Consider the following 12,494-nt stretch of genomic DNA (forward strand, 5'->3'; position numbering starts at 1 on the left):
ATGGCTGAGAAACGTAATATATTTCTAGTTGGCCCCATGGGGGCTGGCAAAAGCACGATTGGTCGTCACATCGCTGACCAATTACACCTTGAATTTGTCGATTCTGATCAAGAAATCGAACGCCGTACCGGTGCAGATATTGCCTGGGTGTTTGATCTTGAGGGTGAAGAAGGCTTTAGACTTCGTGAAGAATCTGTTATTGGCGACTTAACCGAAATGCAAGGTATTGTACTTGCAACCGGTGGTGGGTCAGTAATGAGTAAAGAAGTTCGAAACAAGCTTTCGGCTCGCGGTATCGTTGTATACCTAGAGACACCTATAGAAAAGCAAGTTGCACGCACGCAACGCGACAAGCGTCGCCCATTACTGCAAACTGAAGAAGCACCTCGTAATGTACTAGAGCGCTTAGCAGAAGAACGCGAGCCACTATACAAAGAAGTTGCTGATTTTGTTGTACGCACCGATGAGCAAAGCGCTAAAGTTGTTGCTAACCAAATCATCGAGAAATTAGATTTTTAAAAACCAATAATAAAGGAAATAACAAAGCATGCTTGAATTAACTGTTAATTTGGACGAGCGAAGTTATCCTATTTTTATTGGTCAATCTGCACTTCAAGATAATGGCCGCCTTGTTCACCACATTGGTGATTGTCGGCCTATCATTATCACTAACGACACAGTTGCCCCTTTATATTTGCAAGGACTGCTAGATTCGTTAGCTGAGCTAGACCCTCTTTCTTTTGTCATTCCAGATGGTGAGCAATACAAATCACTTGAATGGTTTGAGAAAATTTCTGCTTTTTTATTGCAAAATAATTGCGGTCGAGATACCTGCTTAATAGCATTAGGTGGCGGTGTTATTGGCGATTTAACAGGCTTTGTAGCTGCATGCTATCAACGCGGTGTACCGTTTATTCAAATTCCTACCACGGTACTATCACAAGTTGACTCCTCTGTTGGGGGGAAAACAGCTGTAAACCACCCACTGGGTAAAAATATGATTGGGGCATTTTATCAGCCGCAAGCTGTTTTTATTGATACTGAATCACTTCATACATTACCGGCGCGTGAATTTGCAGCGGGCATGGCCGAAGTTATCAAGTATGGTCTGATTTACGATACCGAGCTCTTTGCTTTTATTGAGCAAAATGCAGAAAAGCTACAGCAATTAGACGAAGCCAGTTTGCAGCATATCATTTATAGATGTTGTGAAATTAAAGCGCTTATTGTTGCACAAGATGAAAAAGAAAATGGCCTTCGTGCGTTACTCAATTTAGGGCATACCTTTGCTCACGCAATTGAAGCGCAAATGGGGTATGGCGTATGGCTGCATGGTGAGGCTGTTGCGACCGGAATGGTACTGGCTGCTAAATTAGCCCATACACGCGGTGATTTGTCGCAAGATGAGGTAGATAGAATTGTAACGCTACTCAAGCTTTATAATTTGCCTACTGAGATCCCAGCAGAAATGACTGCTGAGCAGTTTTTGATGCATATGCGCAAAGACAAAAAAAATAAAAAGGGCACTATCCGTTTTATTTTACCGACAGAATTTGGTCAATGCGCATTAGTAGATGACGTATCAGATGACCACGTTAGAGCGTTAATCGAGCAATAATGCAGGCGCAAATTTTACCAAGCCGTGCGGCGTTGGTGGATAGAATCGCGCTGCAATTTGAATATGGGCAAAACTTAATTGTATTGCTAGGCACCTCAGGCCTTGGCAAAAGTTATATGCTCGAAACCTTCATCACCGACAAATACAACAGTTTTAATAAAGCATTTGTACAAGTAAGTGCCAGTGTAAATGATGTATCACTGATGAGTGATATATTAGAGCAAAGCTTTAACTCTCCGCTGATTGACCACGATTTATCGTTAAGTGAAAACTTTTACCAACTGCTAGAACAACAGCCGTGCGAGGCCTGTTTATGGGTGCTCGATAATGCAAGGCATTTATCTGAAGAGTTATTACAAGAGTTAGAGTTACTTGCCAAAAATAGCCCTATAACGCTTTATATTATGCTAGCCTCGCAATCAAAGCTGGCTATTAATAATGCCGTTGAAATTTACTTAGAGCCTTTATCTTCCAGAGAATCTAAACAGTTGATGAGCTGGTATTTTCCTAATTTACCGTACGATGAAGACCCCGTATTTAGCGCATTTTTAAATGAAGCAAAAGGCAACCCCAGCTTATTATTAGCATGGCAGCCAACGGAGCATGTGGCTGATATTGTAAAAAAAGATACAGTGTCATGGCGTATACATTTAATCTCGTTGTTAATTATTATTATGTTACTAATTATTGGGCTGCTCTATAAAAATGACATGACCCAATGGTGGCAAACGTACTATCAAAATCAACAAAGCCAAGACATAGATACCGCTATTCCTGCTTCTAAAATTACCGCTATCCCAAGAGCGGATAAAGAAGTCAGTAATGACAATGCTGATATTTCAAAAGCGGATTTGCCTTTAGAGCCGGTCAGCGATAAATCACAAGGGAGTGAAGCGCCACATAAAAACGATGTGCCGGCGATAATGCAAAGCCTAACGCGTCAGGCTCAACAAAGCGCTCAAAGTGAGCAAAGCGAGGCGTTACCACAAAGCTCAAACACTCCTGAGACTATTGAGCCAATTGAAAGTGACGATAAAGAAAGCCCACAGTCTAAAACCTCAAATAACGTATCAGATAACGCGTGGTATTTAGCTCAGCCAGATAATAATACAACTGTGCAGCTGCTTGCTGTGACACAGGAAAAAATCATTCGTGAGTTTATTATTCAACATAGTTTAAGCCAGCGGGCTAGGGTATATAAAACTAAGCGGAACAATAAAGTATGGTGGGTAGCTACTCTTGGCAGTTATGTATCACTCGCTGATGCTAAAAGTGCGTTGTCTGCCTTGCCAAGTACGCTTAGAAAGAACAAGCCTTTTTATAAAAAAATCAGCAAAATAAAACAAGAAATTGCACGACTTGATCAGTAAACTGACTCACTTTAGTGTAAAATCGCGCTACAGCAGATTGAAGTTAAGAACCAATGCAACAAAAGAGTAGAGCCTTCCTTAAATGGGCTGGCGGTAAATACAGCCTAGTTGAAGATATTAATGCACGATTATCTCAAGCCAGCAAACATGCTGAAACCTTGGTAGAACCGTTTGTAGGTGCAGGCTCAGTATTCTTAAACAGTAATTTTAAACGCTATTTACTTAACGACATAAATGCTGACTTAATTAACTTATACAAAGAGCTCAAGCGCTCACCTGATGAGTTTATAAGTGACTCTAAAAAGCTGTTTGTTGATTTAAATAACCATCCAGACGCTTACTACGAATACCGTGTACAGTTTAATAAAAGCAATGATGTATATGAGCGCGCAATGCTCTTTTTATACATGAATCGCCATGGTTACAATGGATTGTGCAGGTATAATCTTAAAGGCATTTTTAACGTGCCATTTGGTAAGTATAAAAAGCCTTATTTTCCAGAAAAAGAAATGTACTTTTTTGCCGAAAAAGCACAAAAAGCCACATTTACCTGCCTAAGCTACGATGATGTGTTTAAGCTTGTGCCAAACAACGCGGTTATTTATTGCGATCCGCCTTATGTGCCGCTAAGTAAAACAGCGTCGTTTACCTCTTATGCTAAAGGCGGGTTTAATTTAGACGATCAAGCAAACTTAGCAAACTTAGCCGAGCAAGCAGCGTTTGAAAACAATACCCCAGTGCTTATATCTAACCACGATACCGTGTGGACGCGAAAAATTTATAGCCAAGCTACGCTTGGTAAAATTCAGGTAAAACGTACTATCAGCCCTAAAGGTGGCTCACGCAATAAAGTTGACGAGTTAATGGCTATGTATTTAGCACCCAAGCAACCACTGCATAAATTGTCACTACAAAAATAACGAAAAACAGCACAGCTAAAGCAATAATAAAAAGAGGGGAGTGTTGTTGGAAGTCGGCTTGGCGTTTGTGCTCTGATTGCACACCAAAAAATGCTGCTAGCACACTTTGCAACGCGCTAATAAAGTGCAGCATTATTTAAAATAGAGGTTTTATTGAAGGCGTATTTTTAGCGTCTTCTGAGCTAGTTAATAGCTCTAGTAAATCTAAATAATGAAATTGCGCACTGCGACTATCGCCTGTGAGCCACGAAAACCACGACGAATCTTCTTCTACTTTCGTACACGTTAGGGCGCTTGGAGTGTTATTACTACTCGCCTGATGGTGACAGTTACTAACTAAGCTTAAATCTTGCTCAGAACTTGGCGCAAAACTAAATGCCCCAATAAATAACAATGCCGACGCAATTAAGATCCCTGTTTTAAAAGCACGCATAATATTAGCCTAAAAGTAAGTTACTCCTTTAATAATAACAAAAGCTGTATAAATAACAAACTAATATTTCCTTGTGATAGTTAAAGCTTTATATAAATAAATTCTTATGTATTTAAATTGCTATTTTAGTTATACCCAATTTGCCGTGTATTACTTGGGAAACTCCAGTATTTACGGTACATTAAGGCATATTTTATTGATTGACGGATTACTATGCTAAACCCTGAACAAAAATACTTAATAGCGCCTTCTATTTTGTCAGCTGACTTTGCAAAATTAGGTGAAGATGTAGATAAGGTACTCGCTGCAGGTGCTGATGTAGTACATTTTGATGTCATGGATAATCACTACGTGCCTAATCTCACAATAGGCCCTATGGTGTGCAAAGCGCTTAGAAATTACGGGGTAACGGCCCCTATCGATGTACACCTAATGGTAAAGCCTGTAGATAGTATAATCCCTCAGTTCGCAGAGGCCGGTGCATCAATAATTACCTTTCACCCTGAGGCGAGCGAGCACATAGACCGCACCATACAACTTGTTAAAGATCATGGTTGTAAGGCCGGTTTAGTATTTAATCCTGCCACTAGCCTGAGCTATCTCGATCACGTTATTGATAAGTTAGACACTATTTTACTAATGTCGGTAAATCCAGGTTTTGGCGGCCAAAGCTTTATCCCCCACACCCTTGAAAAACTAGCCCAAGCTAAGCAGCGCATCGTTGAGTCGGGTCGCGATATTCGCTTAGAAGTTGATGGCGGTATTAAGGTTGATAATATAGCCGCAGCAGCGCAAGCAGGTGCCGACATGTTTGTAGCAGGGTCTGCTATTTTTAATGAGCCTGATTATAAAGTGGTTATTGATCAAATGCGTGAGCAGTTAGGAAACGTAAAGTAATGAAATATGATGTAGCTTTGTTCGACCTTGACGGCACACTTGTTGATAGCGTTTACGATTTATACCTAGCAATAAATTTAACACTGAGTGATTTAGCATTCCCTATTGTTAGCCAAAGCTTGGTTGAAAGCTGGATAGGCAATGGTATTGAAACCCTAGTTAAGCGTGCACTCAGTGGTGATATGCAAATTAGCGAACATTTAGATGAAGCGCTTAGTGCAAAAGCCATTGCTTTATTCTATCAACATTATGAGCAGCTAGTGGGCGAATATAGCGTGTTATATCAACATGTAGAAACAGGGCTTAATGCGCTCAGTGGTATGCCTAAAGCCCTCGTTACCAACAAAGCGCGCATATTTACCGAAATACTACTTGATAAGCTTTCCCTTACGCGCCACTTTGAAGTAATCGTGTGTGGAGACGATATGGCTAAAAAGCCGTCGCCAGCGCCTTTGCTGTATGCATGTAAAAAGCTGAATGTTGAGCCGAGTAAGGCTATTATGATTGGCGATTCAAAAAGCGATATATTGGCAGCACATGCCGCTAAAATTGATGTCATAGCGGTGGATTATGGTTATAACCAAGGCGAAAACCTAAGCGACTTTAATCCACAGTACCTATGCGAGAACTTCTTAGATATAATACCAACACTAACACAGCGTTAAAATTTTTAATTAACTAAACAACACTAAAGGAAAATCATGAGTAAACCAGTAGTTTTAAGTGGCATTCAGCCAACCGGTGGTATGACAATAGGCAACTATGTTGGCGCTATTAACCAGTGGCTAAAGCTACAGGAAGACCACGAAAGTTTCTTTATGCTTGTTGATTTACATGCGATTACTGTTCGTCAAGAGCCTGAACTTCTTCGCTCTCGAGTATTAGATGGTATAGCCTTGTACGCGGCGTGTGGCATAGACCCTGAAAAATCAGCCTTATTTGTACAGTCACAAGTGCCAGAGCATGCGCAGTTAGCATGGGTGCTAAATTGTTATGCGCAAATGGGTGAGCTTAACCGCATGACTCAGTTTAAAGATAAGTCATCTAAACATGCTAATAATGTAAACGTCGGCTTATTTTCGTACCCAGTATTGCAAGCAGCGGATATTTTATTATACCAAGCAGACCAAGTACCGGTAGGGGACGATCAAAAGCAGCACTTAGAGTTAACGCGCGATATAGCTACACGCTTTAATAATTTATACGGTGATGTATTTAAATTACCTGAGCCTTATATCCCAGAATTTGGCGCACGCGTAATGAGCCTTCAAGATCCGCTTAAAAAAATGTCTAAGTCTGATGAAAACCCTAACGGCTACATCATGCTATTAGATGAGCCTAAAAAGATTGAGAAAAAGCTTAAAAAAGCAGTAACCGATTCAGACGAGCAAGCACGTATTTACTTTGACCGCACTGAAAAACCAGGCGTTTCTAATTTACTTACTTTATTAAGCGTAGCCACTAAGCGCTCAATTGAAGACTTAGTGCCAGAGTACGAAGATAAAATGTATGGCCACTTGAAAAAAGACACAGCCGATGCAGTTGTTAGCATGATTGAGCCAATCCAAGCACGTTTTAAAGAGATCAGAGAAGATCAAAATCTACTTGATAGCATCATGAAATCAGGGGCAGAAAAAGCCAGTGTACGTGCAGAAAAAACACTTAAATCGGTATACGATGCGCTCGGATTTATTCCTCGTACATAAATTGCTTTACTAGTATAAGTAAATAAAAATGCCGCTAAATTTAGCGGCATTTTTTCCTTTTAATGAATACTTTTTATTATCTACCTTAAAGTAATGGCTTTAGGTAATGCCCAGTATGCGAGCGCTCACATTTAGCGACCTCTTCAGGTGTGCCTGCAATGAGTATTTCACCGCCGCCAGCACCGCCTTCAGGGCCTAAATCAACCACCCAGTCTGCGGTTTTAACCACATCTAAGTTATGCTCAATAACTACTATGGTATTACCGTGATCACGCAGACGATGTAATACAACAAGTAGTTGTTCAATATCGGCAAAGTGAAGGCCGGTTGTTGGCTCATCAAGTATGTAAAGAGTTTTACCTGTATCGCGTTTAGATAGCTCACGAGCCAGTTTTACACGCTGAGCTTCACCACCAGAGAGCGTGGTAGCAGCTTGCCCCAAACGAATATACGATAAACCAACATCCATAAGGGTTTTAAGCTTACGGGCTATTGCGGGTATTTTATCAAAATAGTCGTGCGCGTCTTCAACCGTCATTTCGAGTACTTGGTGAATGTTTTTACCTTTGTATTGTACTTCTAAGGTTTCGCGGTTATAGCGCGCACCCTTACATACATCACACGGTACATATACATCAGGTAAAAAGTGCATTTCTACTTTAATTACGCCATCGCCTTGGCAAGCTTCACAGCGCCCGCCTTTTACGTTAAAGCTAAAACGACCTACTTTATAGCCACGTGAACGGGCTTCTTGTGTCCCTGCAAATAACTCACGAATACCGGTAAAAATACCTGTGTAGGTTGCAGGGTTTGAGCGCGGTGTACGGCCAATCGGGCTTTGGTCAATATCAATCACTTTATCAAAATGATCAAGGCCACTAATTGACTTGTAAGGTGCGGCTTCCGCTGTGGTGGCACCGTTAAGTTCAGTATGCGCAAGCTTAAAAAGTGTATCGTTAATGAGCGTTGATTTACCTGAGCCCGATACCCCTGTAATACAGGTTAATAAGCCAAATGGAATTTTTAAGTCTACATTTTTAAGGTTATTACCTGTGGCGCCAAACAGCTCAAGCCATTTGTCGCCTGTTGGGTTACGTTCTTGTGGTACTTCTATTTTACGCAAGCCAGATAAAAACTGGCCCGTTACCGAGTCTTTGGTCGCTAAAATATCGTCTCGTGTACCTTGTGCAATAATATGCCCGCCGTGTACACCCGCGCCTGGGCCAATATCAATAATATGATCGGCTGCGCGAATGGCATCTTCATCATGTTCAACCACAATCACGGTGTTACCTAAGTCGCGTAAATGCACCAAGGTTTGTAATAAACGGTCGTTATCGCGCTGGTGTAAACCAATTGATGGCTCATCCAGTACGTACATTACACCTACAAGGCCCGCGCCAATTTGGCTGGCTAAACGAATACGCTGCGCTTCACCACCAGAGAGGGTATCAGCACTGCGTTCAAGCGATAAGTAGTTAAGGCCTACATTAATTAAAAACGATAAACGGTCGCGAATTTCTTTCAGGATTTTTTCAGCTATTTGGGCTTTCTGACCGGTGAGTGATAACCCTTCAAAAAAGTCCATTGCCTCGCCAATACTCATATTAGTAATAGCAGGCAGGTTTGTTTGACCTATAAATACGTGGCGTGCTTCTTGGCGTAAACGTGAGCCATGACAGCTAGGGCACGCTTGGCTAGTTTGATATTTAGCGAGCTCTTCACGTACCGAGTTTGACTCCGTCTCGCGATAGCGACGGTTCATATTATTTAACACGCCTTCAAACTCGTGGTTACGAGTTATTAAATCGCCTCTGTCGTTACGGTAGTTAAAGGCTATTTTTGTTTTACCTGAGCCTTCTAAAATAATTTTTTGTGATTCTTGAGCAAGTTTTTCAAATGGCACATCTAAATCAAAATTATAGTGCTCGGCAACCGCTTGTAGCATTTGAAAATAATAAAAACTGCGTTTATCCCAGCCTTTAATAGCACCACCGGCCAAGCTTAGCTCGGGGTTATGCACCACACGGTTAGGATCAAAATATTGGCGTACGCCTAAACCATCACAGCTTTGGCATGCCCCCGCAGGGTTATTAAACGAAAATAAACGTGGCTCTAACTCGGTCATTGCATAGCCACAGGTAGGGCAGGCAAAATTTGCCGAGAACAGCATTTCTTCTATTGTGCTGTCGTCCATGTAGGCTACATTTGCTACACCGCCAGACATTTCTAGTGCGGTTTCAAATGATTCGGCTAAACGCTGCTGCTGGCCATCTTTTACTTTAAAGCGGTCAACAACCACTTCAATAGTGTGTTTTTTATGAAGCTCAAGCGTTGGTGGATCGGATAAGTCGCATACTTCGCCATCTATACGAGCACGAATATACCCTTGGCTTGAGAGCTGCTCCAGTAATTTAACATGCTCGCCTTTACGGTCTTTAACTACCGGGGCTAAAAGCATTAGCTTAGTGCCCTCTGGCAGTGCTAAAACGGTATCAACCATTTGGCTAATTGTTTGAGCTGCAAGGGGTAAGTCGTGAGTTGGGCAGCGTGGCTCTCCCACACGGGCAAACATTAAACGCAAGTAATCGTATATTTCGGTAATGGTACCCACTGTTGAGCGAGGGTTGTGCGATGTAGATTTTTGCTCAATAGAAATGGCGGGAGAGAGGCCTTCAATATGATCAACGTCAGGCTTTTCCATTAACGATAAAAATTGCCTTGCGTAGGCAGAAAGTGACTCTACATAACGACGCTGTCCTTCTGCATATAAAGTATCAAATGCCAGTGATGATTTTCCCGAACCAGATAGGCCTGTGATAACAATTAATTTATCACGTGGGATGGTTAGGCTGATGTCTTTTAAATTGTGCGTACGGGCGCCTCGGACTTCAATGTTTTCCATGCTATCTCGTTTATTACCAAAATTATTTGTCCAGTATCGCATAATACGAAACATTATTAATCAATGATCAACGAAAAAATCCTTACTTATAGGCGATTAATTATTGCCAAGCTTGTGGTAGAATCCCAGCCTAAATTTTTCATATCGTAAGATTACGCAGATAATGACCGCATCTTCACTTAATTCACGAGAAAAACGCGCCGCAGTATCGCTGGCGAGTGTGTTTGCATTTAGAATGCTCGGCTTGTTTATGCTGATGCCTGTATTGGCTATTTATGGCCAATCGCTTGATGGGTTTTCGCCTATGTGGATAGGATTTGCAATTGGCGCTTATGGTTTAACCCAAGCAGTACTGCAAATACCCATGGGGCGTTTGTCAGATAAAATAGGCCGTAAAAAAGTCATTGTTGGTGGCTTAGTTGTGTTTGCGTTGGGCTCTGTTATTGCAGCCCTTGCTGAATCTATTCAAATGGTTACATTGGGTCGAGCACTACAAGGTATGGGCGCTATAGCCAGTGCATTACTTGCTTTTGCCAGCGATCTAAGCCGCGACGAACAACGCCCTAAAGTAATGGCTGTAATTGGCATGAGCATAGGCATGAGCTTTGCCTTTGCTATGTTACTTGGGCCCATAGTTGCAGCGTCGTGGGGCGTAGCAGGGGTATTTTGGTTAACAGCAATCCTTGCCGTGTTTGGTATTGGTATTATTTTATTTTTAGTGCCTAATGCCGTTAATAAAGCGCCTAAAGGCGATACCTTGGCAAGCTTTAGCGACATAAAAAAATTAATTAAGCATCCGCAATTATCGCGCTTAAATGCTGGTGTGTTACTGCTACATTTAACACTCACCACTATTTTTGTGGTACTACCAAGCCAGCTAATAGAAGACGGCTTAGTTGCCAACCACCACTGGTATTTATATATTCCGGTGTTGCTGCTAGCGTTTATTTTAATGGTGCCAATGATGATTATTGCCATTAAAAAAGAAAAAGAAAAACAGGCTTTTATTGGCTCAATTGCGCTGCTTTCGGTCAGTATGTTTGCCATGTCTATTTGGGTAAATAGTGTGGTTGGCATTGCCATTTGTATGCTGCTTTATTTTGTCGCATTTAATTTCTTGGAAGCGACTATGCCTGCGCTTGTATCGCGTATAGCCCCTGCAAGCCAAAAAGGTTCGGCGATGGGCGGGTATTCCTCTAGCCAGTTTTTAGGGGCTTTTTTAGGTGGTATTTTAGGGGGTTACGTAGCACAAACAACAAGTACACAAGCTGTGTTTGCGGCAGCGGCACTTGTTGGGTTAATATGGCTTATTATTGCGTGGAAAATGCAAGTCCCACCGAAAAGTAAAGTTATTAGTTTAATGACCAATTTAAGTTCTGAAGAGCAAGCTCAAGAACTTGCTTCTCAGCTAGTTGCTTTACCTGGCGTAATAGAAGCAACAGTAGTACGCGACGAAAGCCGCAGCTATTTAAAGATTAATGATAAAGAATTCGACCTAGACCAAGCACGTAAAGTAGCTGGTTTAATCTAACGTTTATAGGAGATGGTTCCATGGCACGCGGTGTGAACAAAGTAATTTTGGTTGGTAATTTAGGACAAGATCCTGAAGTTCGTTACATGCCTAATGGCAATGGTGTAGCAAATATTACCTTAGCAACGTCAGATAGCTATAAAGATAAAAACACTGGCCAAATGGTTGATAAAACTGAGTGGCACCGTGTCGTGTTTTTTGGCAAATTAGCTGAAATTGTTGGCGAATACTGCCGTAAAGGCTCACAAATTTACGTAGAAGGTAAACTACAGACACGTAAATGGACTGATCAGCAAGGCCAAGAAAAATACACAACTGAAATTGTCGTTGATGGCTTTACAGGTCAAATGCAAATGCTAGGCGCTCGTGGTGGTGATCAGCAAGGTGGTGGCTATCAAGGTAATCAAGGCGGCCAACAAGGTGGCGGTTACCAGAATAATCAGCAAGGCGGTGGTTATGGCCAAAATAACCAAGGTCAGCAAGGCGGTGGCTATGGGCAACAACAGCAGGCGGCTCCAGCACAGCGTCCGGCTGCAGCGGCTGCACCACAGCAAAATAACCAATACCAGCAATCAAACAACAGCGGCTTCGCTCCACAGCAAAATAGTGCACCACAGCAGCAAGGTGGTTTTGCACCTAAGCCGCAAAATGCCCCACAAGGCGGCGCATCAAATCCTATGGAACCAACAATAGATTTTGATGATGACATTCCGTTTTAGACAAAGACAAAAATGTTGAAATGTAATCTTAAAAGCCGCTACTAAGCGGCTTTTTTAGTTTTTACTTACAGACAACCACTGCCCAGAGAGCATTTTTTACGATCGAAAGTTAAATGCCAATCTCATACCTGTCCGCAATAATGCTTCATCATTTTGAGGGGCTAAAAGTGTCGCTATCAGTGTTTAAAAATTCTCATTTATAACTGCATGGAAGCAGAAGGTAGAGCAATGCAGGAGCAATTGCCGAGAGAAACTAAATAGCGAATTTTTTGCCAAGCTATCAACACGTTTTTCCATCCCCCAAATAGCTCACTTAATTAAGCGGATGGGTATAAATAGAGTTGACTCTGATGTTTTCATATGTGAAATTTCATATATCTGTTTTTTCATATGTG

The 12,494-nt window shown here is 41.7% G+C and carries 12 protein-coding genes; 9 read left to right on the top strand and 3 right to left on the bottom strand.

Annotated features, from left to right (window positions below; genetic code table 11):
• The 4 genes from aroK to AN391_RS06205 are packed head-to-tail and all read left to right on the top strand — an operon-like array spanning nt 1 to nt 3,908.
• Nucleotides 1–519, top strand: coding sequence for a shikimate kinase AroK (gene aroK / locus AN391_RS06190; protein ID WP_004589350.1), 519 nt, complete (start codon nt 1–3; stop codon nt 517–519).
• 28 nt (nt 520–547) lie between these two features.
• Complete coding sequence (aroB, locus tag AN391_RS06195) at nt 548–1,618, top strand: 3-dehydroquinate synthase (RefSeq protein ID WP_055014597.1); 1,071 nt, start codon at nt 548–550, stop codon at nt 1,616–1,618.
• Nucleotides 1,618–2,988 (top strand): AAA family ATPase, encoded by a 1,371-nt coding sequence (locus AN391_RS06200; protein ID WP_055014598.1) that lies wholly within the window; start codon nt 1,618–1,620, stop codon nt 2,986–2,988. Before aroB ends, AN391_RS06200 begins: the two co-directional genes overlap by 1 nt.
• A 53-nt stretch (nt 2,989–3,041) precedes the next feature.
• Nucleotides 3,042–3,908: a Dam family site-specific DNA-(adenine-N6)-methyltransferase gene (locus tag AN391_RS06205; protein ID WP_055014599.1), complete on the top strand. Its 867-nt coding sequence runs from the start codon at nt 3,042–3,044 to the stop codon at nt 3,906–3,908.
• Here the strand turns inward: AN391_RS06205 and AN391_RS20355 are convergent.
• Together AN391_RS20355 and AN391_RS06210 are read right to left on the bottom strand one after the other, a co-directional pair.
• A complete protein-coding gene (locus AN391_RS20355) occupies nt 3,856–4,041 on the bottom strand; it encodes a DUF2970 domain-containing protein (RefSeq protein WP_024032525.1) in 186 nt (61 codons plus the stop codon). The genes AN391_RS06205 and AN391_RS20355 overlap by 53 nt on opposite strands.
• A gap of 3 nt (nt 4,042–4,044) precedes the next feature.
• The gene (locus tag AN391_RS06210) at nt 4,045–4,341 is read right to left on the bottom strand and encodes a hypothetical protein (RefSeq protein ID WP_055014600.1); all 297 of its coding nucleotides are present in this window, start codon (nt 4,339–4,341) and stop codon (nt 4,045–4,047) included.
• A 213-nt stretch (nt 4,342–4,554) separates the two neighbouring features.
• On the opposite strand from AN391_RS06210, the gene rpe reads away from it, so the two are divergent.
• From rpe to trpS, 3 genes are read left to right on the top strand one after another with little or no spacing between them, the layout of a single operon-like run.
• Entirely contained in the window at nt 4,555–5,238 is a 684-nt protein-coding gene (gene rpe / locus AN391_RS06215) for a ribulose-phosphate 3-epimerase (RefSeq protein ID WP_055014601.1), read from the top strand.
• Nucleotides 5,238–5,903: a phosphoglycolate phosphatase gene (locus AN391_RS06220; RefSeq protein WP_055014602.1), complete on the top strand. Its 666-nt coding sequence runs from the start codon at nt 5,238–5,240 to the stop codon at nt 5,901–5,903. The genes rpe and AN391_RS06220 overlap by 1 nt, the downstream gene beginning before the upstream one ends.
• Nucleotides 5,904–5,939: 36 nt before the next feature.
• Nucleotides 5,940–6,944 carry a tryptophan--tRNA ligase gene (gene trpS, locus AN391_RS06225; protein ID WP_029771853.1) on the top strand — a complete coding sequence of 335 codons (1,005 nt, stop codon included), beginning with the start codon at nt 5,940–5,942 and terminating at the stop codon, nt 6,942–6,944.
• A gap of 85 nt (nt 6,945–7,029) precedes the next feature.
• Here trpS and uvrA read toward each other — a convergent pair whose 3' ends face one another.
• Entirely contained in the window at nt 7,030–9,849 is a 2,820-nt protein-coding gene (gene uvrA, locus AN391_RS06230; protein WP_055014647.1) for an excinuclease ABC subunit UvrA, read from the bottom strand.
• A 163-nt stretch (nt 9,850–10,012) separates the two neighbouring features.
• On the opposite strand from uvrA, the gene AN391_RS06235 reads away from it, so the two are divergent.
• Both AN391_RS06235 and ssb read left to right on the top strand, forming a co-directional pair.
• Nucleotides 10,013–11,380, top strand: a complete 1,368-nt coding sequence (locus tag AN391_RS06235) for an MFS transporter (protein ID WP_055014603.1) — start codon at nt 10,013–10,015, stop codon at nt 11,378–11,380.
• Between the two features lie 20 nt (nt 11,381–11,400).
• Nucleotides 11,401–12,099: a single-stranded DNA-binding protein gene (ssb, locus tag AN391_RS06240; RefSeq protein ID WP_055014604.1), complete on the top strand. Its 699-nt coding sequence runs from the start codon at nt 11,401–11,403 to the stop codon at nt 12,097–12,099.
• Nucleotides 12,100–12,494 lie beyond the last annotated feature (395 nt).

The sequence above is a fragment of the Pseudoalteromonas sp. P1-13-1a genome (assembly GCF_001401875.1).
In the GTDB taxonomy this organism is placed as follows: domain Bacteria; phylum Pseudomonadota; class Gammaproteobacteria; order Enterobacterales; family Alteromonadaceae; genus Pseudoalteromonas.